This window comes from Streptomyces yokosukanensis, assembly GCF_001514035.1.
Taxonomy (GTDB): Bacteria; Actinomycetota; Actinomycetes; order Streptomycetales; family Streptomycetaceae; genus Streptomyces; species Streptomyces yokosukanensis.
Genome location: NZ_KQ948207.1, coordinates 503771 through 528036, shown reverse-complemented (window position 1 = coordinate 528036; position 24266 = coordinate 503771). Strand labels below are relative to the sequence as shown.

Annotated in this window: 30 protein-coding genes and 3 pseudogenes; 17 read left to right on the top strand and 16 right to left on the bottom strand. The window is 70.1% G+C overall.

The window, feature by feature from the left end; genetic code table 11:
• Positions 1-31: 31 nt before the first annotated feature.
• The 3 genes from AQI95_RS05525 to AQI95_RS05515 all read right to left on the bottom strand — a co-directional run bounded on the left by AQI95_RS05525 (position 32) and on the right by AQI95_RS05515 (position 2060).
• On the bottom strand, positions 32-451 hold the full coding sequence (locus AQI95_RS05525; RefSeq protein WP_079071062.1) for an ATP-binding protein: 420 nt from the start codon (positions 449-451) through the stop codon (positions 32-34).
• A 189-nt stretch (positions 452-640) separates the two neighbouring features.
• A complete protein-coding gene (locus tag AQI95_RS05520) occupies positions 641-1432 on the bottom strand; it encodes an anti-sigma factor (protein WP_067118785.1) in 792 nt (263 codons plus the stop codon).
• A 25-nt stretch (positions 1433-1457) separates the two neighbouring features.
• Entirely contained in the window at positions 1458-2060 is a 603-nt protein-coding gene (locus AQI95_RS05515; protein WP_079071061.1) for a sigma-70 family RNA polymerase sigma factor, read from the bottom strand.
• A 261-nt stretch (positions 2061-2321) separates the two neighbouring features.
• On the opposite strand from AQI95_RS05515, the gene AQI95_RS48730 reads away from it, so the two are divergent.
• The gene (locus AQI95_RS48730) at positions 2322-2861 is read left to right on the top strand and encodes a cupredoxin domain-containing protein (protein ID WP_244188633.1); all 540 of its coding nucleotides are present in this window, start codon (positions 2322-2324) and stop codon (positions 2859-2861) included.
• Complete coding sequence (locus tag AQI95_RS05505; RefSeq protein WP_067118164.1) at positions 2858-3859, top strand: metallophosphoesterase family protein; 1002 nt, start codon at positions 2858-2860, stop codon at positions 3857-3859. Before AQI95_RS48730 ends, AQI95_RS05505 begins: the two co-directional genes overlap by 4 nt.
• On the opposite strand, the gene AQI95_RS47890 is transcribed toward AQI95_RS05505, so the two are convergent.
• Positions 3850-4005 (bottom strand): DUF6131 family protein, encoded by a 156-nt coding sequence (locus AQI95_RS47890; protein WP_167361925.1) that lies wholly within the window; start codon positions 4003-4005, stop codon positions 3850-3852. The two genes, AQI95_RS05505 and AQI95_RS47890, sit on opposite strands and share 10 nt — an antisense overlap.
• Positions 4006-4175: 170 nt before the next feature.
• Here AQI95_RS47890 and AQI95_RS05500 point away from each other — a divergent pair, with 170 nt between their 5' ends.
• The gene (locus AQI95_RS05500; RefSeq protein ID WP_067118162.1) at positions 4176-5723 is read left to right on the top strand and encodes a carboxylesterase/lipase family protein; all 1548 of its coding nucleotides are present in this window, start codon (positions 4176-4178) and stop codon (positions 5721-5723) included.
• Positions 5724-5753: 30 nt separating this feature from the next.
• On the opposite strand, the gene AQI95_RS05495 is transcribed toward AQI95_RS05500, so the two are convergent.
• Positions 5754-5993: an SDR family oxidoreductase gene (locus AQI95_RS05495; RefSeq protein WP_208614089.1), complete on the bottom strand. Its 240-nt coding sequence runs from the start codon at positions 5991-5993 to the stop codon at positions 5754-5756.
• Here AQI95_RS05495 and AQI95_RS50300 point away from each other — a divergent pair.
• Together AQI95_RS50300 and AQI95_RS47165 are read left to right on the top strand one after the other, a co-directional pair.
• A pseudogene (locus AQI95_RS50300) lies at positions 5950-6295 on the top strand (MmyB family transcriptional regulator). The gene AQI95_RS05495 and the pseudogene AQI95_RS50300 sit on opposite strands and share 44 nt — an antisense overlap.
• 136 nt (positions 6296-6431) lie before the next feature.
• Positions 6432-6575: a hypothetical protein gene (locus AQI95_RS47165; protein WP_159056458.1), complete on the top strand. Its 144-nt coding sequence runs from the start codon at positions 6432-6434 to the stop codon at positions 6573-6575.
• Positions 6576-6863: 288 nt separating this feature from the next.
• Here the strand turns inward: AQI95_RS47165 and AQI95_RS05490 are convergent, their stop codons facing one another.
• From AQI95_RS05490 to AQI95_RS05480, 4 genes are all read right to left on the bottom strand, one after another.
• Positions 6864-7334, bottom strand: coding sequence for a hypothetical protein (locus tag AQI95_RS05490; protein ID WP_067118159.1), 471 nt, complete (start codon positions 7332-7334; stop codon positions 6864-6866).
• A gap of 135 nt (positions 7335-7469) precedes the next feature.
• Entirely contained in the window at positions 7470-9491 is a 2022-nt protein-coding gene (locus AQI95_RS05485; protein WP_067118157.1) for an endonuclease/exonuclease/phosphatase family protein, read from the bottom strand.
• Positions 9492-9668: 177 nt separating this feature from the next.
• On the bottom strand, positions 9669-9839 hold the full coding sequence (locus AQI95_RS47160) for a hypothetical protein (protein ID WP_159056457.1): 171 nt from the start codon (positions 9837-9839) through the stop codon (positions 9669-9671).
• Positions 9836-10375, bottom strand: coding sequence for a MarR family winged helix-turn-helix transcriptional regulator (locus tag AQI95_RS05480; RefSeq protein WP_067118154.1), 540 nt, complete (start codon positions 10373-10375; stop codon positions 9836-9838). Before AQI95_RS05480 ends, AQI95_RS47160 begins: the two co-directional genes overlap by 4 nt.
• Positions 10376-10636: 261 nt before the next feature.
• On the opposite strand from AQI95_RS05480, the gene AQI95_RS05475 reads away from it, so the two are divergent.
• Both AQI95_RS05475 and AQI95_RS05470 read left to right on the top strand, forming a co-directional pair.
• Positions 10637-11707, top strand: a complete 1071-nt coding sequence (locus tag AQI95_RS05475; protein ID WP_067118151.1) for an alkene reductase — start codon at positions 10637-10639, stop codon at positions 11705-11707.
• A gap of 88 nt (positions 11708-11795) precedes the next feature.
• A complete protein-coding gene (locus tag AQI95_RS05470; RefSeq protein ID WP_067118148.1) occupies positions 11796-12701 on the top strand; it encodes an NADP-dependent oxidoreductase in 906 nt (301 codons plus the stop codon).
• A 188-nt stretch (positions 12702-12889) separates the two neighbouring features.
• Here the strand turns inward: AQI95_RS05470 and AQI95_RS05465 are convergent, their stop codons facing one another.
• Positions 12890-13483, bottom strand: a complete 594-nt coding sequence (locus AQI95_RS05465) for a TetR family transcriptional regulator (protein ID WP_067118145.1) — start codon at positions 13481-13483, stop codon at positions 12890-12892.
• A gap of 120 nt (positions 13484-13603) precedes the next feature.
• Between AQI95_RS05465 and AQI95_RS05460 the strand changes: the two genes are divergently transcribed.
• The 3 genes from AQI95_RS05460 to AQI95_RS05450 all read left to right on the top strand — a co-directional run bounded on the left by AQI95_RS05460 (position 13604) and on the right by AQI95_RS05450 (position 15446).
• The gene (locus tag AQI95_RS05460) at positions 13604-14524 is read left to right on the top strand and encodes an SDR family oxidoreductase (RefSeq protein ID WP_067118142.1); all 921 of its coding nucleotides are present in this window, start codon (positions 13604-13606) and stop codon (positions 14522-14524) included.
• Between the two features lie 5 nt (positions 14525-14529).
• Positions 14530-14802 (top strand): P-loop NTPase family protein, encoded by a 273-nt coding sequence (locus AQI95_RS05455; protein ID WP_067118139.1) that lies wholly within the window; start codon positions 14530-14532, stop codon positions 14800-14802.
• A 107-nt stretch (positions 14803-14909) separates the two neighbouring features.
• On the top strand, positions 14910-15446 hold the full coding sequence (locus AQI95_RS05450) for a hypothetical protein (RefSeq protein WP_067118137.1): 537 nt from the start codon (positions 14910-14912) through the stop codon (positions 15444-15446).
• 123 nt (positions 15447-15569) lie between these two features.
• Here the strand turns inward: AQI95_RS05450 and AQI95_RS05445 are convergent, their stop codons facing one another.
• Positions 15570-16643, bottom strand: a complete 1074-nt coding sequence (locus AQI95_RS05445; protein ID WP_067118134.1) for an alkene reductase — start codon at positions 16641-16643, stop codon at positions 15570-15572.
• A 113-nt stretch (positions 16644-16756) separates the two neighbouring features.
• On the opposite strand from AQI95_RS05445, the gene AQI95_RS05440 reads away from it, so the two are divergent.
• Positions 16757-17146 (top strand): MerR family transcriptional regulator, encoded by a 390-nt coding sequence (locus AQI95_RS05440; protein WP_067118131.1) that lies wholly within the window; start codon positions 16757-16759, stop codon positions 17144-17146.
• Between the two features lie 332 nt (positions 17147-17478).
• On the opposite strand, the gene AQI95_RS05435 is transcribed toward AQI95_RS05440, so the two are convergent.
• Complete coding sequence (locus AQI95_RS05435) at positions 17479-17691, bottom strand: hypothetical protein (RefSeq protein WP_244188632.1); 213 nt, start codon at positions 17689-17691, stop codon at positions 17479-17481.
• 251 nt (positions 17692-17942) lie between these two features.
• Between AQI95_RS05435 and AQI95_RS05430 the strand changes: the two genes are divergently transcribed.
• Positions 17943-18200 (top strand): hypothetical protein, encoded by a 258-nt coding sequence (locus tag AQI95_RS05430; RefSeq protein ID WP_067118127.1) that lies wholly within the window; start codon positions 17943-17945, stop codon positions 18198-18200.
• A gap of 58 nt (positions 18201-18258) precedes the next feature.
• Here AQI95_RS05430 and AQI95_RS05425 read toward each other — a convergent pair whose 3' ends face one another.
• A complete protein-coding gene (locus AQI95_RS05425) occupies positions 18259-18756 on the bottom strand; it encodes a hypothetical protein (RefSeq protein WP_067118124.1) in 498 nt (165 codons plus the stop codon).
• A 221-nt stretch (positions 18757-18977) separates the two neighbouring features.
• A pseudogene (locus tag AQI95_RS50295) lies at positions 18978-19084 on the bottom strand (transcriptional regulator); the annotation flags it as partial.
• Between the two features lie 53 nt (positions 19085-19137).
• On the opposite strand from AQI95_RS50295, the pseudogene AQI95_RS44480 reads away from it, so the two are divergent.
• Positions 19138-19733, top strand: a pseudogene (locus AQI95_RS44480) (SDR family NAD(P)-dependent oxidoreductase).
• A gap of 29 nt (positions 19734-19762) precedes the next feature.
• Here AQI95_RS44480 and arsM read toward each other — a convergent pair.
• Positions 19763-20671: an arsenite methyltransferase gene (gene arsM / locus AQI95_RS05410; RefSeq protein WP_067118115.1), complete on the bottom strand. Its 909-nt coding sequence runs from the start codon at positions 20669-20671 to the stop codon at positions 19763-19765.
• A gap of 104 nt (positions 20672-20775) precedes the next feature.
• Between arsM and AQI95_RS05405 the strand changes: the two genes are divergently transcribed.
• From AQI95_RS05405 to AQI95_RS48285, 3 genes are read left to right on the top strand one after another with little or no spacing between them, the layout of a single operon-like run.
• Positions 20776-21150, top strand: a complete 375-nt coding sequence (locus tag AQI95_RS05405; protein ID WP_067118112.1) for an ArsR/SmtB family transcription factor — start codon at positions 20776-20778, stop codon at positions 21148-21150.
• Positions 21147-21884: an aquaporin gene (locus tag AQI95_RS48290; protein ID WP_067118109.1), complete on the top strand. Its 738-nt coding sequence runs from the start codon at positions 21147-21149 to the stop codon at positions 21882-21884. The genes AQI95_RS05405 and AQI95_RS48290 overlap by 4 nt, the downstream gene beginning before the upstream one ends.
• A gap of 24 nt (positions 21885-21908) precedes the next feature.
• Complete coding sequence (locus tag AQI95_RS48285) at positions 21909-22322, top strand: arsenate reductase ArsC (RefSeq protein WP_067118106.1); 414 nt, start codon at positions 21909-21911, stop codon at positions 22320-22322.
• Between the two features lie 22 nt (positions 22323-22344).
• On the opposite strand, the gene AQI95_RS05390 is transcribed toward AQI95_RS48285, so the two are convergent.
• Positions 22345-23478 carry an ABC transporter substrate-binding protein gene (locus tag AQI95_RS05390; protein WP_067118103.1) on the bottom strand — a complete coding sequence of 378 codons (1134 nt, stop codon included), beginning with the start codon at positions 23476-23478 and terminating at the stop codon, positions 22345-22347.
• A gap of 220 nt (positions 23479-23698) precedes the next feature.
• Here AQI95_RS05390 and AQI95_RS05385 point away from each other — a divergent pair, with 220 nt between their 5' ends.
• Positions 23699-24226 carry a MepB family protein gene (locus tag AQI95_RS05385; protein ID WP_067118100.1) on the top strand — a complete coding sequence of 176 codons (528 nt, stop codon included), beginning with the start codon at positions 23699-23701 and terminating at the stop codon, positions 24224-24226.
• Positions 24227-24266 lie beyond the last annotated feature (40 nt).

The window sequence follows — 24266 nt, the reverse complement described above, 5'->3', positions numbered from 1 at the left end:
CGAACGAGTCGTCGCAGCGTGCCGGGGCCCGTCATGCCGAGCACCGCAGGCAGGCGCGGACCTCCCGGCCGCTGCACGTCTGGTGGACCTCGGTCGACTGCGCGAGGTACGTGACGATGCCGGTGCCGCGGCCGTGTTCGTCCGGTGCGACGTCGTGCGGTCCGCGCTCCACCGCGGTTCCCGAGTCACTGACCACGATGTACAGGGCGTCGTGGTCGAGGGCGAGTACCAGCGTCATGCACTCGCGGCCGTACTGGGCGGCGTTGGCGGTGAGTTCGTCGACGATGAGAACGGCGGAGTCACGCTCGCTCTCGGGAACGCTCCAGCACTCCAGGAGATCCGCCGTGAAGTGACGCGCGGCGGACACATGAGCCTCCCGTGCGGGCAGGGTCAGCGTCGCCCGATGGGAACAGGGCCCCGAGCTGGTGCGCTCGGAATCGGTCACAAACATGGTCTTCTGGCTCTTCTGTGTGGGTCCGAAGGCTGGATCGAGGTGGGGACTGCCGAGAACGAGGAGGCGGTCGGTACGCCGGAACCTGTATGTGAGCGCTCATCCGGTAATACGAACGACGAGTGGCAAATGGTTCGAGCAATCCGCACCTTTTTCCCGTTTTTTGCGGCTTCCGGCTTCCGGCTGGCCTCACGCCTGGATCGTGACCAGCTTCTGGCCGTTCCCGGCGATGATCTCGAAGCGCTCGATCGCCCCCGGAGTCATGGGGACCGCCCCTGGGATCTTCGTTCCGGGCGGGTACGCCCCGGCTCGCCAGGTAGCGGCGTCCGCCCTGGTCCCGCCGGGTCCGATCGCCTGCAATCGGCAGATCACGCCGGCCGGCGCACCATGGGCCGAGACCTGCAGGACACTGCCCCAGGCCGAGGAGAACACCTTCACCGAGGCGGTGACGCCGGTGGTGGAATCAGTTCCTGAGAAGGTGCGCGACGGCGTCGGCGCGGCGGGTCCGGGCTGCTTGCCCTGACTCGTCACGGACGTACCGGCCGCCAACCAGGTGCCGCCGACGGCCGCCGCCGCGACCAGCATCAGGGAGGCGGCCGCACCGGCCAACTGCAACCGCCAGGTCCTGCGGCGCCTGGCCGCGGCCTGCTGGAGCATCCTGTCGATCAGCCCCGCCTCGGGAGCCTGAGGCGCCGACGGTATGCCGGACGGCTCCTGCGGTGCGCCCTGCGCTTCCTCGGCCGCCCGCCGCACCAGGCGGTCGGCCAGGTCCTCGTGGCCCGCGGGCGCCGTCCGGCCTGCCGCTTCGGCCGGCGTGACCATCGCGAGCAGCGCCGGCAGTCCGGCCAGCTGCTCGTACTCCGCCCGGCATGCGTCGCATGTCGCCAGGTGAGCGCGCACCTGTTCCGTCTCGGCCGGGGACAGCCCGCCGAGGACGTACCCTCCCAGCGCCATCCGCAGGGCGTCGTGGTCCGTGTTCATGGCCGGCACCTCCTCCATGCCTCGGTCATGGCTCGATGCCTCGTTCCTGCAGCGCGAGCCGGAGGGCGTGCAGGGCGTAGTACGTCCGCGACTTGACGGTGCCCAGCGGGATGCCCAGCACGCCCGCGGCCTCCGCCATGGTCCGGCCCCGGTAGTACGTCTCGACGAGTACGGCGCGGTGGTCCGAAGACAGCGTCCGGATGGCGTCGGCCACCGCCCAGCTCTGCAGTGCCTGCTCGATCTGGTCCTCGCCCACCGTCTGCTCGGCGGCTCGCTCCAGGGCCTCGCCGCCGGTCTCCGGAGGCCTGGCCCGCCGGGCCCGGTGGGCATCGATGACCAGGTGCCGGGCGACCGTGAACAGCCAGGCCCGGGCAGGACCGCGTCCGGGGTCGAACGCGGCGGGGTGCTGCCATGCCCGTAGCAGCGTCTCCTGTACGACATCCTCGGCCCACTCCCGGTCTCCTGACGTCAGGCGCAGCGCGTAGTGGAACAGGGGACCCGCATGCTCGGCGTGCAGAGCGCGGATCAGCTCCTCGTCCGCGGCCGAAACGACCCCTTCACCAGAGACACGGCGCGCGGAGCGATCCGTATCAGCTGTTTGGCCACGTTTGCGGGCATTCCATGGCATAAGTCGATCATTCCGCACATACGCACTTTTGTCGTGCGGCGTTCCGTGCGGCACCTGTGGCAACGGGTTCGATCCGAGGAGATCGCGAAGACGGCCGACAAAGGCAGCGCGTCGATCGAACCGAACGGCACCGTCGCCCGTGGAGCCGGACAAGAGCTGAGATACACGGCAAATCGTCGACGAGCGTCACCCTCGTCGGGTCGTGGCGCCCGCTCGGCCGCCACCCTTCCCCCTTGTCCTGATCGGTGAGGAACGAACACCATGAACCCGAACCTTGATCATGTCGGCCGGCGCTCACGCGTCGCGGCCGGGCTCGCAGCGGTGACGGCGGTCGCCCTGGGGCTCCTGAGTGCGTGCGGCCAGTCCCCGGGCTCCTCCGCGGCCGGCGCCATCACGCCCGGTCCCGGTCAGCGCCACGTGGCCGGGATGCCCGGCGCCTCCGCCCCGGGGCACCCCGCGAGCACCGCGTCCGGCGCCTCGCCGATGCCAAGCATGAGCATGCCCATGAACTCGCCGAAGACGGGCGCGGCCGATGCGCCGGTGAAGGGAGACTCCGTGGCGATCAAGAACTTCACGTTCTCCCCCACCACGCTGAAGGTCAAAGCCGGTACGACGGTGACCTGGACCAACCAGGACACCGACGCCCACACCGTCACCAGCGCCGGATCGGGCGGGCCGCTGCACTCACCCGCGCTGGCCACCCACGCCACCTACAGCTACCGGTTCACCGAGCCGGGCACCTACGCCTATCTCTGCACCATCCATCCCTTCATGACGGCCAAGGTGGAGGTGACCCGATGACCGGGTACCGTGACGCCCAGGATCCAGTGCCGTACGGCGCCGACGACCGGCCCGCCGAGGAACACGGCATGACACGGCGTCAACTCATGCGCCACGCGGGCTGGTTCGGCGGGGCCGTCGTGCTGACCGTGGCCGGCGGCGAGGTGATCAGCCACATCGCCGGCTCCGGGGGCACCGCCGCCGAGGCTGCCGCGGCCTCCGGCGGCGCCCTGCGGTTCGTACAGGTCTCGGACAGCCACATCGGCTTCCACGGGCCGGCGAACATGGACGTGGTCGGCTCGTTCACCGAAGCGATCGGCCAGGTCAACACGCTCGGTTTCCGGCCCGACTTCGTCATGCACAGCGGCGACCTGACACATCTGTCCACGCCCGGCCAGTTCGACCAGGTCAGGCAGATGATGTCCGGGCTGCGGACGGACCGCGTCTTCACCGTGCCAGGCGAGCACGACTCCATCGGCGACGCGGGCCGCGCATACCGGCAGATCTTCGGCCAGGGCACACTCGGCGACGGCTGGTACAGCTTCGACACCCACGGAGTGCACTTCATCGCCCTCGTCAACACCCTGAGCCTGGAGAAGCTGGGCCACCTCGGCACGGAGCAGATCGACTTCGTACGCAAGGACCTGGCGGGACTGTCGTCGGACACCCCGGTCGTCGTCTTCAGCCACATCCCGCTGTTCGCCATGTACCCCCAGTGGGGCTGGAGCACGGACGACGCGTTGAAGGTGATCGCGCTCCTGCGCCGCTTCTCCTCGGTGACCTGTCTCAACGGACACGTCCACCAGCTGTTCAGCAAGACGGAGGGCAACATCACCTTCCACTCGGCCACCACCACCGCGTACCCACTGCCGAAGCCGGGACGCGCCCCCGCCCCCACCCCCCAGGTCGTCCCCGCCCGCCGGCTCAAAGCCGCGCTCGGCATTCGCACCGTGGGCTACCGGCAGGGCGACCGGGAGCTGGCGATCAAGGACGACAGCCTGCCGGGCGCTCACCAATAGTGACGTCGGCCACCGACCGCGTGACCTACGGATCCCATGACCCACAAGACGATGCCGATCAGGGTGAGGATCAAGCCGATGGTCCACAGGATCGATATGCCTGTGAGAAATCCGATGATCAGCACAATGATGCCGAGAGCGATCATGACGTGCCTCCCGAGGTTGGCCGTTCCCCCTGGCCCTCCGAGTTCCCCGAACCGGCGTCCTCATCCATCGGCGGGCGCCGGACGAGCAACGCCGTCGCGCCGCCACCGCTCGCAACGCCGCTCCGAACCCGGTCGCGCCGACGCCGGCTGATCGGCGAGACTGGCGTGCGATGAGTGAGCGACCATGTGGTGTTGAAGCGGCTTTCCGGACGACGAGCGGCCGTGTACGTGGCCGAGAGGCCGGCGACGGCATCACCGCCGTCCTCGGTATCCCTTACGCGGCCGCGCCCTTCGGTGCCCGCCGGTTCCGGGAACCGCGACCGGCAGCGGCCTGGGACGGGATCAGGGACTGCACGGCCTTCGGTCCCATCTCCCCGCAGTCGGCGGAGCTGCCCGGATCCCCGGTGTGGCATCCCGGGGACGAGGACATCCTCACCGTCAACGTGTGGGCGCCGGAGCACGCGGACGGCGGCGCGCTGCCGGTGTTCTTCTGGATCCACGGCGGCGCCTACACGTTCGGCTCCTCCGCCCAGCCCGACTTCGACGGGACGGTCCTGGCCCGTGCCGGGTTGGTCGTGGTCAGCTGCAACTACCGGGTGGGCTTCGAGGGCTTCGGCCATGTGCCCGGCTTTCCCGACAACCGCGGACTGCTGGACCAGGCCGCCGCGCTGCGCTGGGTCCAGGACAACGTCTCGGCCTTCGGCGGCGACCCCGGCAACGTCACCGTCGCCGGGCACTCCGCAGGTGGCGGCTCTGTCGTCTGCCTGATGGGCATGGAGCAGACACGAGGGCTGTTCCGGCGGGCCATCGCCCACAGCGTGCCCCATGCCTTCTACACGGTCGAGCTGGCCACGGCGGTCACCGAGCGGATCGCGGCGGAGGCCGGGGTCGCCCCGACGGCGCACGGGCTGCTGTCCGTGCCGCCCCAGGCGCTGGTGGCCGCCTCCGACAAGGCCGCCGCACGCTGTGGGACCGAGCCCGTGACGCCGGTCCACGCCTTCGACCCGGTGATCTTTCAACCCGTCGTCGACGGCGAGGTGCTGCCCGCGGACCCACTGCGCATGCTCGCCTCCGGGGCGGCGCGGGAGGTGGACCTGCTGGTGTGCCACACGTTGGAGGAGTACTGGTTCCTCCACGCGGTGGGGGCCGTCCGGGAGGTCACCACCGAGGCGGAACTGGCGGACTTCGCCGATGCCCTGGCCCTCCCGGCCCACCTGGTCGACGGCTACCGCGCGTTGATGCCGGGCGCCCCGGTACTCGACCGCTACCTCGCGCTCTTCAGCGACGCGCAGTTCGGCGAGTACACCACCCGGCTCGCCGAGCACCACGCGAGGGCCGGCGGCCGGGCGCACCTGGCTCGTTTCGCCCGCAGGCGCGAAGGGGCCAGGCCCTGGCACACCGCGGACATCCCCTTCGCCTTCGGCAACCTGGACGCCGTCGGCGCGGACTTCCTCATCGGCAGTGCCCCCGACGCACACGACCACGCCCTGTCCCGCCGCATGCTCCTGTCCTGGGCCGCCTTCGCGGCCACCGGTGACCCGGGGTGGCCGGCGCTCACCCCCGACACGACGCCAGTCAAGTCCTGGGCCGTCCCCAAGGACCATCTGACCGCCGACGGCACGTCCGGGCTCCGCGCCTTGTGGCACGACGTCCGCTTCGACCTGTTGCGACCCGCGCAGGCGACAAGGCCTCGTTCGCGTGGGCTGTCCGGCGCTTGAGGCCCGGCCCATCTCCGCTGACAGGGCCGGTCAGGCTTCCTGGCCGGTGGCGGCGAGGACGATCTCACGGACGGTGACGTTCTGCGGTTGCCGGTAGGCGATGGCCTCGGCCACGGCCTGCCGGTCCAGGGCACCGCCGGCGGACTTCTTCCATGCCTCGTAGTCCTGTTTGATCCGCTCGTTGCAGGTGTGCGACAGCAGTTCGGTCTCCACGGCGCCGGGGGCGATGGTGATCACGCGCACACCGGAGGAGGCGACCTCTTCGCGCAAGTCCTCCGATCATCCGGTCCCGTTCCTCGGCGGGCTGGTCGGCGAACTGTCCGTGCACAGCGCGGACTTCGGCCGGTGGTGGGCCGACCACGGCGTCCTCGAATACACCCACGGCACCAAGCGATCCCCCCCTCATCGGCGAACTGGCCCTGGACTATGAGTCCCTCACATTGCCCGACGACCCGGACCAGGCCCTCCACCTCCACCTCTACCTCTACACCGCCGAACCCGACAGCGCGTCCGCCCACGCGCTGCGCCTGCTGGGCAGCTCGTCGGCGACAAGTTCTTGGATCCACGGGTGAGGCCGATGCCGACGGCCCACCGAGGGAGACGGCACCACCGAGCGGCTGAATCCACCTGCCGGGCGGCGTGGCTGCACAGGCGGGGACTGCCGCCTCGGAGCAGGGTGGTCGGTACTGCCGTCGTCGAGGAGGAACCGTGAAGCGAAGTGTCGTCGCCGTCGTGGCCGTTGTCGTGGCCGGGCTGCTGCAGTTCACGCTGCCCGCAACGGCTCTGGACGGCCATGGCCACATGGAGAGCAGCGACTGGAACGTCCCACTCACCAACATCGGCCTGCTGTGACACTCGAGAGCCACCCGGCGACATGGGCGATGTGGCGGGGCATCCGACCGCCGGCACCATCGATGCCAGGGTGCAGACCACGGAGCCCGCGGCGACGGCAGGGACGCCCCACCGGGCGGCGACTGCATCATCGTGGACATGCTGCGGCCGAACCGATCCCTTCGGATCCGGTGTCGCTGGACCTCACGGCGCTGGGCCCGGACCTGCTGGCGGCGGTACTGCGCTGAGCGACGCTCCTACGGGCCGGCCGCGTAGGTCATCTCCAAGAGCGGTTCTGGTCGCCCTCGGTCAACGGTTGTCGGGGCTCAGGAGTGTGGCGGCCGCGGCGATGAAGGCGACGGACGCTTCCTTGGCCGCATGCCGCTGGGCGTCCAACTCGGCCCGGTCGGTGGCCTTGCGCAGCGCGTACGTGGCGTCTGCGGCCTGCTGGGCGGGTCCGGCCAGCTCGGGGACCAGGACCTGAAGTCGGATGTGCGGCGCGGTGATCGCCGTCCGGGTGTCGTGGGACCTCGTCTGGGCCTCCAACTGGTGCTCGGTGCCTGCCTCGGTCAGGGCCAGACGCTCCCGATGGAAGATCGCCGAGCGGTGCGCGTCCAGGGCGGCCGCGAAGTCGGTGACGGCACCGAGTTGGTCCTGGCGGTGGCTGTCGGCGCGCTCCTCGGCGCGTGCGGTGCGTGCCGAGCGGTGCTGGAGGAGCCCGGCGGTCAGGGTACCGGCGAGGGTACCGAGTACGGCGACGACGGAAGGCCATATGGACATCAGGTGTTGGGTCCTCTTCATCGTGGGTTCCGCACGCGCTGGTGCACGAGACGTACCCCATCCCGGTCACCCCCGTCGGCGGCCGGAGCACCGCCGGTGGTGCTCCGGCGCGCAATGCAGGGTTCCGGCCGTCGGCTATGCCCTGTGGACCTGCATGCCGTCGATACCGTGCAGGCCGTCATTGGTGCAGACCCACGAGGAGTAGAAGCCCGAGGCCGGCCGTGTGCCCAGCTCGGTGAGGCAGCCGCCCAGCGCCAGCTGACCGAAGAAGTTCGGGTGGATCGCCTCCTGCTTGGCTCCTTGCGAGGACCAGAGCGCACTCTGGAATTTGAGGTAGGAGACCCAGCGTACCCATTCGGCCGACTGTGAATTCAGCGGCTGGGCAGCAGTGTTGGCGCTCGTGGCTTGCTGGGCGTTCTTGTTGCACAGCTCGTGCCCGGCGAGGGCGTCCTGCACGTCCAGGAATGTGGCGCCGACCCGTTCGGCAGCCTGCTGGAGTTCCCTGGTCATCCCGGTCACGATGGTGTCGCGGGCCCAGTCCGTGTCCGCGTCGAAGAATGGACAGCCGCCTTTGCCGTAGCGCGCGGCGTTGGTCTCGGGGTACCGGTAGGCGTTGCCCGGCGGGAGCGGCTGCGGGTAGTTCTGGACGACCAGTCGGTATTCCCAGGGGGCATAGCCCGCCTCGGACATCGATTCCTGGATGTCCTTCAGGGACCGCGTCACCTTGTTTCCGACGGTGTCGAGCTCCGTGCTCTGGTCGCCCCACCCCTTCTTGCAGTAGTGCGAGTAGAACGGCGGGGACAAGAGGAAGTCTCTGGCGCATGAGCTGATGATGTCCTCGAACCCCAGGTCGTTGCCGCCGATCGAGACGACGATCTCTGCCACCCGGTACGCCGAGGCCACCGCCTTCAGCTGATCGATCTGGGCGGGCTGGCCCTTCTCGGAGAACGGCCGGCTGATCTCGTCCGTCGTGGCCCCGGAGCAGGCCAGATTGAAGTGCCGCCACTCGGAGAAGGGATAGGAGGCGGCGAGGATCGGCGCGGTGTCGGATCGGTCGCAGCGGTTGCCGCCCTCGGCGTACGAGGTGAGGCCGTAGACCCGGTCGAGGTCGGTCTGGCATCTCGTCTCGTTGACGCAGTTGGTCGCGGCGCGGTCCGTGCCCCAGTCCGTCCCCGCCGGGGTGGTGTTGGCGTTGCCCGCCCAGCGGCCGGCTTCGCCGGAGATGTAGCTGTCGCCCATCGACACGATCGCCGTCTTCGGCGCGCACCTGGCCCGGGCCGCGCGCAGCTGGGCGTCGCCGGGATCGCAGGGGTACTCGACATTGCCGTTCGGGCTGTACCAGAAGCCGACCGGGTAGTGGTCGGAGCCGTCGACATAGGTCAGGCGGTGGGCGCTGTACGCCGCGAGTGACGAGAGGCCCCTGTAGACCATGTAGTCGAGTTCGGACCTGGGCGCCGGCACCGGGTAGGTGGCGAGGTCCGTGCGGTTGATCCCGATACCCGGGGCCAGCTGTCGCCGTTCCCACGAGTCCGGCGTGCGGTTGAAGTCGCCCAAGACCGCCCAGTGGGCGCCCGCCACCCGGTCGATCGCGGCCACCAGGTCAGGGGCGTCGTTGTCCTGGCGGACGCCCACCCTGTTCCGTGCGTGCACGGAGTAGAACCAGGTCCCGTCCGACAGCTGGATCCCGAGCGCGGGTTTGGCGTCGTCCTCCGGGGCCTGGGGTGGGACGACGTTGACGGCGACGACGTCGTCGTCCGGCTGGTTGACCACAATGGCGATCGAGCGGTTGCGGCGCTGCGTCACGATCCGGTAGATGATGCAGGGGCTCTGCGGGTTGGGCGGACGGCAGTTCACCCAGCGATAGCGCTCGACGGTGAACCCGTTGGGCATGGGCGTCAGCGCGCCCACGTGCCTCCCGTCCGCCGGCTCCGTGTCCGGGGGCAGACTGTCCGGGACCTCCTGGAGGGCCAGGATCTCCGCCTGCCTGGCCAGCGGAAAGACTCCATGCTGCCAACGTTCCCACTTGTAGCGCATGTTGTACGTGGCAGAACGGTGCAGTTCCACCTGCCGCGGGGACACCGGCGCGGGCCCCGCCGGGGCAGAGACAGCCGCCGGCACCGCCGCCAGCAGCATGACCAGTGGCGCGGTGAGAGTCACGACAAGACGCCGGACCCTCACGCCCGCACGCCGGTGACTGTTCGTCAGTTTCACGCGACAGAAAGTACGGATGCCCAGCCCCGTCGGCATCAGGGGGCAGCGCCGAACGGATTCATGTCAGCCGATCGGAGGGAGCCGGCTCGCTCGTTCGGCCGGTCGCGCTGCGGTGATGGCGGATCACTTCCGCGATGGCTTCGATCCCCTCGGGAGCGCGCAGGTGTGCACCGCGACCTCCTGGAGCTGGTACCGGGCGACGGCACACAGGTCTGCGGCGACGATGGCGGCCGAGCGCCGGTGCACCCCCATCAGGTGGTGCACCAGGTCCAGCAGCGTCCAGACCCGCGTCAACGCTCCCTGTTCGCTCCGGTGGAATCGGCGGCGGCCTGTACGAGGTTGCGTTCCAGGCGCTCCAGGGTCCGCAGAGCCGCGGTGCACTCGTCGTCCGAGAGGCCCGCCGTCGAGAGATCCTCGAGCTGGCTCCAGACCTGCTCCACCTCGCGGCGCAGGGCATGGCTGGCCGCTGTGGGTTCGATGAGCGAGGCGCGCTTGTCGGTGGGTGAGGGGCGGCGGCGGACGAAACCGGCCTGCTCCAGGCGCCGGACGGTGCGCGTCATCGTGGCGGCGTCGGAGTCCATCAGGCGCACCAGGTCGGCCTGACGCTGGGGGCCGAGCTCCCACAGGTGCATCATGACCAGCTCCTGGCCCGGATGAAGGCCGATGCGCCGCAGCAGCTGTCCCGCGAACATGCGATGCAGACGCGCCAGGCGGAAGATCGCGTGACTGATCGGACCACTGCCGGCCGCGGCCGGCACCGGGACGGTGACCTCCTGCCCTGCCCCCGGGGGACCCCATCCGGATCCACCCTCCGGTGTGGACTGCGCCATCTCTTCCCTCACTTTCCTGCCCGAGCAAGTTCATCCTACCTCTCGGTAGGCCGCCCCCAAGGAGTCCCCAAGCTTCGACGGAGGGGCCGTCCACAGAGGGCCATGTCGAGGCACGTGACGTACCTCACATTCATGCCAGGAATGAATCATCAGCATTTACCTGTTCGGACAGGTGATTTACTTGTTCGGACAGGTAATTTCCGCGGTGCGGGCGACGGAACGACCGGACCGCGCAACAGCACGCAACCCGAGGAAGAGGCCATGACCACTGCTTTCGATCCGATCGAGCTGGGCGGCAAGCGCCTGGCCAACCGCGTCGCGATGGCGCCGATGACCCGCAGCCGTGCCTTCGGGCCCAACGCCGAGCCGACCGAGCTGATGGCGACGTACTACGCACAGCGCGCCGGCGCCGGGCTGATCGTCACCGAGGGCATCCAGCCCTCGCCGGTCGGGCAGGGCTACCCCGACACCCCCGGTCTGCACACGGCCGGGCAGGTGCAGGCCTGGAAGGCCGTGACCGACGCCGTGCACCGCGAGGGCGGCGCGATCTTCGCCCAGCTGATGCACACCGGCCGGATCGGCCACCCGAGCCTGCTGCCCGACGGTCTGCTGCCGGTGGGACCGTCGGCGGTGGCCGCCAAGGGCCAGGTCTTCACCCCTGCCGGGCCGAAGGAGTTCGTGACGCCGAGGGAACTGAGCGAAGCGGAGATCCGCCGGACGATCGCCGACTTCGCCGACGCCGCTCGCAACGCCGTCGAGGCCGGATTCGACGGGGTGGAGATCCACGGCGCCAACGGCTACCTGATCCACCAGTTCCTCGCGCCCGGCACCAACCAGCGCACCGACGCCTGGGGCGGCACCACCGAAGGCCTGATCCGCTTCGCCGTGGAGGTCGTCGCCGCCGTGGCCGAGGCGATCGGCGGCCGCCGCGTGGGCCTGCGGATCTCACCCGGAAACCCGTACAACGACATCTCCGAGGACAACCCGCGCGAGGTCTACCCCGCCCTGCTGAACCGACTCGTCGACCTGGACCTCGCCTACCTGCACCTGCTGGAGGGTCCCGACCGCGACCTGACCGCACGGCTGCGCAACGCCTGGCCCGGCACGTTCGTCCTCAACCCCTTCACCCACCCCGACGCCACCGGCCCCGACGCGCTGAAGCTGATCGAGGACGGGAGCGCGGACATGATCTCCTACGGGGCCCTGTTCCTGGCCAACCCCGACCTGCCCCGCCGCCTCGCGAACGGCGGTCCGTTCAACACCCCGGACCAGGCCACCTTCTACGGCGGCGACCACCGCGGCTACACCGACTACCCCACCCTCACCGGCTGAGCGACGCAGCCCTCTGTCACGGCCGCGCAGTGCAGCACGGCACGTACGGCCCCCCTCCCCTCCCACCCCTCCTACCAGGGAGTTCCTGATGCCCAAAGCGATCACATTCTCCGAGTACGGCGCGCCCGAGGTACTGCAGCTGTCCGAGGTCACCGCACCGGACCCCGGACCCGGCCAGGTCCGGATCCGAGTGCGGGCCGCCTCCGTGAACCCCCTCGACCTGAAGATCCGGTCCGGTCTGATGGCCCGTGCGATCCCGGCCCGCTTCCCCGTGACTCCCGGCCTGGACGCCGCCGGTGTCGTCGACGCCGTCGGCGAGGGAGTCGACGCGGCCGTGGGAGACGAGGTTCTCGGTTCCGCCGTCGGCGGCAGCTACGGCGAGTACGCCCTGCTCGACCAGCCGGTGGCCAAACCCGAGGCCCTGTCGTGGGAGGTCGCGGCCTCACTGGTCACGGTCGGCCGGACCGCGTCCCGCGTCCTCGACCAGCTGGGGGCACGAGCGGGTCGGACCCTCCTCGTCCACGGCGCCGGCGGCAGCGTGGGCACCATCGCCGTGCAGTTGGCCACAGCCCGCGGCATCACCGTCGTCGGAACCGCCGGTGAGCACGACATCGAGCGCGTCACCGCACTCGGAGCCACCGCGGTCCGCTACGGCGACGGATGGCTGGAGCGAGTGAAAGCCGCCGCCCCCCAGGGAGTCGACCTCGTCTTCGACGCCTCCGGTGTCGGCGTGCTCGCGGACTCCGTCGCCCTGACCGGCGACAGCGCACATGTCATCACCATCGCCGACATGTCCGCCGCTGAGCACGGTGTCCGCTTCAGCGCGGGCGGCGGCGACCAGGCCGGGCAATCCCTCCAGGAGCTGGTGCAGTTGGCCGCCGTCGGCAAGCTCACCGTGCCGATCTGGCGTTCCTATCCCCTGGCGGACGCGGCGCAGGCCCACGCCGACCTGGAAGCCCATCGCAACCACGGCAAGGCCGTCCTGCTTCCCTGACCCCCCACCACCTGCGTCGACCGCCACAGCGTCTGACATCAGGCGTGAGCCGGCCCGGACCGCGGCACTCGTCCACGGTCCGGGCCGCTCGTGCTCTTCGTCGAACCGGCCGCAGACGCGACCCGCCGGAACCCTCGCGTGCGCCCTGACCAGCGCCCCCACCAGCGCTGGCCCTCACGTCCCGCGACCTAGTCGGCCCTCGCCGCGTACTTCGCCTCCTGGGCGGTTCCGGAGAGGGCGCGCAGATCGTCGAAGGCTCGCGAGAGGTGCGCGTCCAGACTCCGTGCGGGGTCGTCGATCCAGGCTTGGGCGGCGTGGTGAAAGGCCGCCCAGCCGGTCTGAGCGGCCAGGCCGGCCAGCCGGTCGGGGACGTCTCGCTGCCGCAGCGCCTCCGCCACGGCTTCGATGAGCGACGCGTGCTTGGCCAACTCGCGTTCACGGAGCGCCGGTGTCACCGCGATGACTGCCAGTCGCGGTTCGGAGAACGGGCGGTTGTCCTCAAGGATCCGTCCGGCCTTCCGGAAGGCCCAGAGCAGCGTGTCGAGGGGCTGCAGCGGAGCGGGCGCTTCGGCCACCGCCTGCGTCAGGGCCGCGCGCAGGTCGGCTTCGCCGTCGAAGAGCACCTCGCGCTTGTCCGGGAAGTGCCGGAAGAACGTTCGCTCGTTGACACCGGCCCGGGCGGCGATCTCAGCCGCGGTGGTCCGGTCGAACCCCTGCTCCCGATACAGCTCCAAGGCCGCCTGCTGGAGGCGGCGGCGCGCTTCTGCTCCGCTACGTGGCACCTCCTGAGGATATCCCATATGCCAGTGACCGACACTACTTGACGCCAGTGACTGACATTACTTACCGTCAGTGAATGGCACTAAGTAGCGCCATCCACTGACGTAGAAGGAGAGTGCCGCATGCATGTCTTCGTCACCGGCGGCTCCGGCCTGACCGGCCCCGCCGTCGTCGCCGAACTCCTCGCGGCCGGCCACACCGTCACCGGCCTCGCACGCTCGGACACCGCCGCCGCACGGCTGGAGTCACTGGGCGCCACACCTCACCGCGGCTCTCTCGACGACCTCGACAGCCTGCACAACGGCGCCGAAGCCGCGGACGGCGTCGTGCACATGGCCTTCGGCGGCGATTTCGCCGACCCCGACGACATGATGAGGCGCGACCGCACCGCGATCGAGGCCCTCGGCCACGCGCTGGAGCACTCGGACCGGCCGTTCATCAGCACCTCGGGCACCCTGGTCATGCCCGCAGGCCGAGTGAGCGGCGAAGCCGACGATCCCGATCCCGCCGGGGTCGCCGGCTTCCGGATCCCGGGCGAGCGAGCATGCCTGAGCTTCGCCCCGCAAGGCGTACGCGCGAGCGTGGTCCGACTCGCTCCCACGGTCCACGGTCCTGGTGACCACGGCTTCATCGGCATGCTGACAGCCACCGCACGCCAGACCGGCGTGTCCGCCTACGTGGCCGACGGCGGCAACCGGTGGCCCGCGGTCCATCGGCTCGACGCAGCCGTCCTGTTCCGCCTGGCACTGGAGAAGGCTCCGGCGGGCAGCGTGCTGCACGGAGCAGCCGAAAGCGGCGTCCCCTTCAAGTCCATCGCGGAGACGATCGCCCGCGGCCTCGACCTGCCCACGGTCTCACTGACCCCCGACGAGGCCGCCGCCCACTTCCCCAGCCCCTCCCTTTCGACGTTCTACGGCTTCGACGGCCCCGTCTCCGCCTCCCACACCCAAGAGCTGCTCGACTGGTCACCCACTCACCCGTCACTGCTCGACGACATAGAACACGGCGACTACCTCGCCGCGCCGACGTCCCGACGGCCCTGAGGAACGTGCCCCTTCAGGAGACCCTCGCCCGGCACAGGACGAAGCCCGACCCGACATACCTGACTCAGGTCACCGACCAGCACCTGGGTGACTGGTACCGCGAGCGGGACCTGCTCCCCAGCGGGATCGAGACGGTCATCGACGCAGGCAGCTCCTTGCCGGAGACCGTGCGGCGCATCATGCGCGAAACCGACCTCGACCAGGTGCCTGCCATCGATCGGTGTCGGTCGGGCACGCCGGACGGCCACCCGGCTCCGGGGGCCGACGGACGCCTTTGACCGGTCCCGGTGTCGAACGACGGGATTCGCCAGACTCCAGCCCCCACTACGGTCTACCGTACGGAAGCGTCGCGCTACACACCGTGGTCACATGAGGAGGAAATCCTGTGTCATCGCCCTGCGACCCCCGGCACGCTCCCGCCGGCGATGTGGGCTCAGCGCTCATGATGATCGACTCCCGTCTCAAGGCCATCTACGACGGCAACACCGAGACCGACCCCGAACAACAGGCGCTGGTCGACCAGTTCGCCGCCTCCCTGGGTCGCCAGGGGCTCGAGGACATGCTGGACGGCGCGTGCACAGTCATCTTCATGTTCATGAAGTGGTTGCGGATGGCGTACGAGGACCACGACAAGGACGTCATCGCGTACGTGGTGCCCAACCTCGTGGCCACGATGCACATGATGCCGAAGAGTGTCCGCCCCGAGGCCATCCCCACCATGGCCGGCCTGGTCATCGCCGCGGGCACCGATCTGAGCCCCAGCCTGTGGCGCAAACAGTACGGAGACTGGACCACGGACGAGATGAACGCCCTGGAGGCCACCGCATTCCTGCTCGCGGAGCACATCAACCGCCTCACCGACGACCATGACTTCGCCACCCGCATGATCACCACGGCCCTGTCCGAGTCGGACAGGGCCTGACGTGCCGCCGCATCCCCCGCGAGAGCGGTCTCGGGCGGCGGCCTTCCGCTGCCGGCACTCCGAACCAAGGTCCTCAGGCGGTACCGACAGCAAGCGCATCGAATGCCTCGATGTCCGTGGGCGTCACGCCGCGTGCTGGTAGGCCGGATAGGTGAGGTAGCCGGCGTCGCCGCCCTGGTAGTACGTGGCCTCGTCGACGGGAGCGATCGGCAGGCCGACGCGGAGGCGTTCGACGAGGTCGGGGTTGGCCAGGAAGCCGCGGCCGAAGCTGATCAGGTCGGCGCCCAGGCCCAGCCAGTGGTCGGCTTCCTCGCGGCCGGTCTGCTTGGGGCCCATCGGAAGGACCGGATTGACGATCAGGGCCCCGGGCCAGACGTGGCGCAGCCCCACGAGCACCTCGTCGTCCGTGGTCGCCTCCAGATGGACGTACGCGAGTCCGAGAGGGGACAGCTCCGCCAGCAGGGCGGTGTTGAGGGCGAGCGCGTCGTTCTCCTCGACACCCCAGAAGCCACCGCCCGGGGAGAGGCGGATACCCGTCCTGGGCGCCCCGATCGCGTCCACCGTCGCGGCCACGGCCTCCACGGCGAACCGGATCCGGCCCGCGATCGTGCCGCCGTAGCGGTCCGCGCGCTGGTTGGCGTTGGAAGAGAGGAACTGGGAGATCAAGTAGCCGTTGGCGCCGTGGAGTTCGACTCCGTCGAAGCCCGCGTCGATCGCGCGTCGGGCCGCCTCGGCGTAGGCGAGGGCGTGCTCGGGCACCTCGGAGGTGTTCAGTGCGCGAGGCATGGGTGCGGGCTGCGGGCCGGTCGGGGTGAAGACCTCGCCCACTGCGGCGATCGCCGAGGGGCCGACGGGCTGGTGGCCGGTCGTGTCGGGGTGCGAGACCCGGCCGCCGTGCATGAGCTGGGCGAAGATCCGCCCGCCATTGATGTGCACGGCGTCGGTCACGGCACGCCATGAGGCGGCCTGCTCCTCGGTGTGCAGTCCGGGCGTGCCCGGATTGGACTGCCCGACGAGGCTGGGCTGCACCCCCTCGGACACGATCAGTCCGGCCGTCGCGCGCTGCGCGTAGTACGTCGCCATGGACGGTGTGGCAAGGCCCCCGGCCGCGGCCCTGACACGGGTCATCGGGGCCATCACCATCCGGTTGGGCATCGTCAGGTCGCCGAGCCGGTAGCTGCTGAACAAGGTCGTCACGTCGGGTTTCCTCCATTCACGGCGCACCCGAACCCCGGGCACAGCGATACGCTAGAACCTGACATTGACGTCAGAGGCAAGTGTTGTGACGGGGCTCACCACGGGAGGCGGCCATGCGGATCGGCGAGCTGGCGGCGCAGGCCGGGGTCAGCGTCCGGTCGCTGCGCTACTACGAGGAGCAGGGGCTGCTGACCAGCAGCCGCAGCGCCAGTGGGCAGCGGCACTACACGGAACTCGAGGTGGAGCGGGTGCGATTCATCCAGCGCCTGTACGCGGCGGGCCTGTCCAGTCGTACGATCTCCGAGTTGTTGCCCTGCGTCGACGCACCCAGCGAGGGCAACTCCGATGCCGCGCTCGAACGGATGGCGCAGGAACGCAACCGGCTCTCCGAGCACATCGACGAACTCATGCGAACCCGGGACGCACTGGACACCCTGATGACCACGGCCCGCGCCCATCGCGCCAGCCTGCGCACTCCGGCAGGCACAGCCCCGAGGCAGTGAACGCACCCGGTGGTCCCCACCCAGGATCCGGATCGCGGGTGCGGTTCTCCTGGACTGCCCGGCGCCGGGGCAGCGGGCCGGCGGGCGACCGGCGCAGCGCGCACGCCGTGGGCGATCGGTGTCCGCCCCGAAGCACGAAGCACTCCAGGCGGACCCTGGCCGACGATCATCCGACCGGAGCCGGCCCCGTCACAACGACCCGCGCTCGTGCCGCTCTTCCAGGCAAGGACACCGCGACAAAGTCGGCGACGTCCAAGTGGGAGCGGAGTTGACGATGCGAGGCCGCCACCGACCCCAGGGCCGACTCCCCTGTCGCCTGGCGGGTACAAAGCTCAATCGTCGGGCGTCACCCCAAGGTCGTGACGCATCGCGGTTCTCATGGCTCGGAGCATGTTCCAGACCTCATATTGCGCCTGGGCTGCGGCCTCCATCGTCTCACCCTGCTCGGGATCGCCTCGTTCGAGGCGTTTCACCTGCCCGTAGACCTTGCTCAGAGCTTGATTGACGACGCTCGCTCGCTGGAGTACTTCGTCAGGGGCGATCACCAGGACCCGGTTCCCGTCGGCCGAGCCCCGCCGCATCACGGCTCGCCCCAACACCGTGACCGCCACCGCATGGGACGGCGCACGAGGTTGCTCACATTGCAGAGGAGCGTGCACTTCCGTGGCTGCGTCATCTCGCCGCGGAGCCGGAAGGAGCAACCCTTTCCGGGGGCGCGGCGGTCTTACCAGTCGTCGTGCTCAGCGGATCAGCCACTCGATTCGTATGGGCAAACCGACTGGAAAGGACGCACTCCATGGTGCTGGATCCCAACCTCTGCCTGGACGTTCCGGAGGGTTTCGACGACTCGGACGCTGAGACCGGGGTGCATCCCATGGCCAGGAAACTGTTCCTCGCCACAACTGCCGCGGACGCCTTCAGGAAAGCGCATGAGTGGGTGCGGGAACAGAAGATCCGTCTGTCGGACGTGTCCTGGGATTTCTTCCACGACGAGGACGAGCCCTACTGCCTGAGCATCTATTTCACATTCGAGCTGGACCCCGAGGACACCTGACCGCGACTCAGACGGCGAAGGGTGCCGGTCGGGGCCACCGTCCCGCGCCGGTCTCCGGTCACGTGCCGCTGCGCTGCTCCTGGACGGCCTTCATGAGGTCCTCGATGGCGGACTGGGCGTCCCGGTCCCGGCCGTCGTCGATCGCTTCGAGCGCAGCGGCCGCAGCCTCACGGATGCGGTGGGGAAGTCCTTCGGCGGCGGTGAAGTGGTAGGCGGCCTTGCGGCGCGCCATGCGCTCGGCGGGATCTACGGCCCCGGGGCCGGACAGCGGAAAGACGGAGTCCCTGTATGCGGATATCCCCAGCAGCATCATGTCTGAGATTCCGTCGGCGTAGCCGAGCGCGGCGGCTTTGCCCTGGCCTTCCCGAATGGTCGCGATCATTCGGCGGCGCGACAGGATCGAGCCCAGGGCGGCGCCGCCTCCCAGGGAAAGGGCACAGGTGACGGCGAGGAACGCCCCGCCCCAGGCGTAGCCGGTGGCTGCTCCGAGGACCGCGAGCGCCACGGTCCATCCGGCCGCTGTCCGGGAGCTTATGTGCTCGGGTGTGGTGTCCATGATGAGAGTCTCTCAGTCGGTGGCGACAGCATCGGTGCGGGGTGGACCGCCGGTCTCAGACCGCGGGCAGCTGCGTCGGCACGGGCCCGAGCAGCGCCCGGTCGCGCTCCGACCGGGTCGGCAGCCGCCGCGTCTTCGAGGCACAACGATCAGACAGCCCCTGACACTTGTGTCCAGCATGCCATGTCGATCACGGCATCGCGGCAGGCACGGCCGCCCGCCCGCAGCCCCGGCACCCGCCGCCGCGGACCGGCCGGCAGGCCCACGTCCGGCGGGCGGATCCGGTCCCGTCGCGGCTTCAGGAAGTGCCGAGTTCAGCCAGGTTCACCTCTCCAGTCTCCTCCGCGCCTACCGCGCGAGACAGGGGACGCGGTCGCCGTCGTGACGGGCGGTTCGCGCGGTATCGGCCGTGCGATCGTGGCCCGGCTCGCCGGGGACGGCTACGCCGTCGTCGTGGGCTGCGGGGCCGAAAGGACCTCGCCGACGCAGTGGCGCACGAAGTGGAGGCGGTGGGCGGGCAGGCCATCGCCGTACAGGCCGACGTGGCCGACGTGGCCGACGAAGGCGCGGTGGCCGCCTTGTCCGACACGGCGGAAACCCACTTCGGCGGTGTCGACGTAGTGGCGCACGCCGCCGGAAAGGCGGCTGTGTCCGCTGTGGCCGACCTCGACCTCGCCGTACCGGACGACCTGCATCGCACCAACATCCGCGGGACGTTCGTGGTCCCTCAGCAGGCGTCGCGCCGGCTGCGGCCCGGTGACGCGTTGATCACCTTCTCCACGTCCGTCGTCGGCCTGGCCTTCCCCGCCCACGGCGCGTACAGCGCGAGCAAGAGCGCGGTGGAGGCACTGACTTCGACACGCTCGCCGACACGGTCGCTTTCCTGGCCGGCCCGCAAGGGCACTGGGTCAACGGCCAGGTCGTCCGTGTCAATGGCGGCATCGTCTGACACCTCGCGCAGATTCGTGAAGCGGTGATCTGTTCGTCTCCCGCCGGGCCGGAGAGGTCAGCTCCGGCAGGCGCATCCGGAGGCGTTCTCGGCCTCGACGACGCTGACGGACGGGTCGGTCGCCTGCTCGGCCGGAGTACGGCATGCGGTGACGCCGCAGCATGAGTCGTCCGCCGCGGGCTTCGCGACGGTCCCCCGTCCGGCGACGGTGGGGCCGGCGGGCTTGGACGCGCGGACGACGGCGGAATGCATGCCGTCGGCGACCGCGTGGGTCGGGGTGATCTCGATGGCCGTGAACCCCGCCGCCTCCAGCCCCTCCCGGTACTCGGCGAAGGACAGTGCGCCGGCGATGCAGCCGACGTAGTCGCCTCGCTGCGCCCGCTGGTCGGGGGTGAGCGTGTCCTCGGCGATCACGTCCGAGACGCCGATACGGCCGCCGGGCTTGAGCACGCGGAAGGTCTCGGCGAAGACTGCGGGCTTGTCGACGGACAGGTTGATCACGCAGTTGGAGACGACCACGTCGATCGTCCGCGCGGGCAGCGGGATCGCCTCGATGGTGCCCTTGAGGAACTCCACGTTCGTGACACCGGCCGTCGCCGCGTTGGCCAGTGCGAGGGCGAGCATCTCCTCGGTCATGTCCAGCCCGTACGCCTTGCCCGTCGGTCCGACACGGCGCGCGGAGAGCAGGACGTCGATGCCGCCGCCGGAGCCGAGGTCCAGGACGCGTTCGCCCTCGCGGAGTTCGGCGACGGCGGTCGGGTTGCCACAGCCGAGGGAGGCCGCGACGGCCTCGGCGGGCAGGGTGCCGCGCTCGTCGGCGCCGTACAGGGTCGCGCCGAAGTTCTCGTCGACCTCGACCGGCTCGGGGCCGCAGCAGGCGGCCTGGCCCGCAGTGACCTTCACGGCCGCGGCCGCATAGCGTCGACGGACGGTTTCACGCACGTCGATGGAGGCCTGCTCGCTCATGACTCACTCCCAGGTGACGGGCCATGACATGACCCGGAACGGCCTGTATTGATGTTCATTGATTCAACCTTGCGGCTTGAATCGAAAAACGTCAACATAGAGGCATGTCGAAACAAGAGCTCGAGGTGATCGGCCAGGACGCAGCCTGCTGCCCTGGTCTGGCCGCCGCACCGCTGGACGAGAGCCAGGCAGCCGATCTGGCGAAGGTCTTCAAGGCTCTAGGCGACCCGGTACGGCTCCGGCTGCTGTCGATGATCGCCTCGGACGGCGAGGGCGGCGGGGTGTGCGTGTGCGAGCTGACCCCGGCCTTCGACCTGTCCCAGCCGACCATCTCCCACCACCTCAAGCTCTTGCGGCAGGCCGGGCTCGTCGACTGCGAGCGGCGTGGCACCTGGGTGTACTACTGGGTGCTGCCCGGCGCCCTGGACCGGCTCACCGCGCTTTTGACCACCCCGCGGACAGCCGGAGCCGGCGCATGAATGCCCCGCTCGGCCGCCGAGCCGCCGCGGAGGCGGTCGGGACCGGATCGCTGGTGGCGGTGGTGGTCGGCTCCGGCATCCAGGCCACCGAGCTGTCGCACGACGTCGGTGTGCAGCTGCTCGCCAACTCCGTCGCCACCGTGTTCGGCCTGGGTGTGCTGATCGCCGTGCTCGGGCCGGTCTCCGGCGCGCACTTCAACCCGGCCGTCACCCTCGCCGCCTGGTTCACCGGCCGCCGCAAACCGGACGGGCCGTCGCTCCGGGACGTCGCCGCGTACGTGCCCGCCCAGATCGCGGGCGCGATCGGCGGAGCGGTCCTGGCCGACGCGATGTTCGCCCAGCCGTTGGTGAAGTTCTCCGCGCACGACCGGAACGCCGGAAACCTGTGGCTGGGCGAGGTGGTCGCCACGGCCGGGCTGATGTTGCTGATCTTCGGCCTCAGCCGGGTCGGCCGCGCCGCGCTCGCTCCGGCCGCGGTGGCCTCGTACATCGGGGCCGCCTACTGGTTCACCTCGTCCACGTCGTTCGCGAACCCGGCGGTGACCATCGGCCGGGCGTTCACCGACACCTTCGCCGGGATCGCGCCCGCCTCCGTCGTCCCGTTCATCGCCGCCCAGCTGCTCGGCGCGGCGCTCGGGCTCGGCATCGTGGCCGCGGTGTACGGCCCGCTCGCCTCCCCGGCACCCCGTGAGATCGGTGTCTCCAGCAGTGAACCCGCACCCACCTCCTCCTGACATGCCCCGAGAGAGACACCTGCCATGAACACTTCCGCCCCGCGTCCGTCGGTGCTGTTCGTCTGCGTCCACAACGCCGGCCGCTCCCAGATGGCGGCCGCCTTCCTCGCCCACCTCGCGGGCGATCGCATCGAGGTCCGCTCTGCCGGCTCGGCGCCCGCCGACGCCGTCAACTCGGCGGTGGTGAAGGCGATGAGGGAGGTCGGCATCGACCTCTCCGGCCAGATCCCCAAGGTGCTCACGCCGGAGGCGGTGCAAGCGTCCGACGTCGTGATCACCATGGGCTGCGGCGACGCGTGCCCCGTCTTCCCCGGCAAGCGGTACCTCGACTGGCAGCTCGACGACCCGGCCGGGCAGGGTGTCGAGGCCGTACGCCCCATCCGCGACGCGATCGAGACACGCGTCCGGGCTTTGATCGCAGAAGTGGCACCCGCCTGACGACCACCGGGCCCATCTCTGGTCACCCACCCCCACTCCGAGATCCCCGGGCGTGAAGTGTCCGAAAGCGACCGGGTTCCGCCGGATCCCGATCAACGACTTGGACTGGTGGCCATGCCCATTGCCACACGCTGATGCCCGGCGTGCGCGAGAACCGGATCTGGCCGCGGGTGCCTTCGACCGCAACGCGCGGCCAGAGTTCGGCAGTGCGCGCCCGATCCACGCCGTGGGAACGCAGCAGATCCGCGAGCACGGTGACCGTGTCGTAGCCCTCGAAGGCGACGAAGGAGGGCGCTTCGGGCAGCCGCTCGCGCAGGGCCGCCTCGACTCGTGCACCAAGTGGGCCGAGGCGCTCGGGCAGGTAGCGCAGGAACGGGATCGCGGCGCCGTCGTCGCCGAGCGACGACGCCCATTCGGGGAACTCCGGTTGCCCGGCCGGAGCACCGATCATGATCTCGGCGAGGCGCTGGTCGCGGCGGACGGACCTGACGATCGACACCGCCGGCTCCGGGTGGCCGACCAGCAGGAGGAGCGCTGTCGCGCGATCGGCGACGAGTTCGTCGCACACGTCCGTGGGCGTGAGCGCACGCACGTCGAGTTCGACGACGGTGCCGCCGCGCGGAGCGAGGTGGTCCCGCAGAATGCGGGCCCCGGATGCCCAGTAGACACTCGGCTCGGCCGCGACGGCGATTCGGCTGTGACCCGCGCCGAGGAGGAAGTCCGCGTAGATCCGCCAGCCGTGGGACTGCGCCGGAGCGAGGCGCGCGACCCATTGCGTCGGGTGCTCGGTGAGCGCGTCGAGAACCGCTGACGAGCAGAGGAACGGCAGACCGAGGGCGTCGGCCCTGGCGGCAGCGGCGCGAGCGACGACGCTGTGGTACTCCCCCGCCAAGGCCGCCACGCCCAGCTGAGCCAGTTCGTCCACGGCCGCCGCGGCCCTGTGTGGATCAGCCGCGGTGTCCCGGACCAGCAGTTCGAGTGGCCTTCCGCCGATCCCGCCGGAGTCATTGACATCGCGAACGGCCAGCTCGAGTCCCGCGAGCAGGTGTCGGCCCGCCCCGACCCAGCCAGGCCGGGTCAGCGGAACGAGAGCGCCGATCTGGACGGATGATCCGTCGGTCCGCTCCGCTCCAAGAAGCGAGGGTGGCGTACTCATGCGTCGGCGTCTCCCGTGTGACGATTCGGTCGCGGCTCACCCGGATCGCGGAGTGGCAAGGCCCGGTGGTGCGCCTTCGTCTCGTCTCGCCGTGGCGGGCGCGCCTGGGTGACCATGCCGGACATTGCATCCACCACCATCGCCGACAGGCAACCGATTATTTGTTGCAAGGGCATGGGGGGCAAGGGAGCCGGTGCGGGCTCGATGGCAGGATGATGGGATGGTGACGAATCAACCGTGGGCGGGGCTTCACGGTGACCTGCTGTCGGCGAAGGCGTCGGTGTACGACCCGGGCGGCTTCGTCTGCTCGCTTCCGGTGCCCGAGGCGGAGAGTGCCGAGTACGCGGCTTGCGCGTTCTCGGTCGATGGCCGCTCGGTTCGGTTCCGCGTGGCCAAGACCACACCGACGAAGGTCGGTCAGTTCGTCACCGTGTGGCAGCGGTCCGAGCAGGGGCCGATTCGCCCCTTCGACGCCGAAGACGGGGTGGACCTCTTCGTCATCAGCAGCCGGGACGACGACGGCTTCGGACAGTTCGTGTTCCCGTGCGCGGTGTTGTGCGAACGCGGCGTCGTCTCCCGCGACGGATCCGGCGGGAAGCGCGGATTCCGTGTCTATCCGCCGTGGGTGACCACGACCAGCCGACAGGCCCGCAGCACTCAGGCGTGGCAGGTGAACCACTTCTTCCCTCTCGGTCAGGACGGGGGGCCTGCCGACCTGACACGCGCTCACGCCCTCTACCACCCGTAGGTGTCTGCGCAGGCGCGCCTCCGCCACCGTGGTCGTAGAG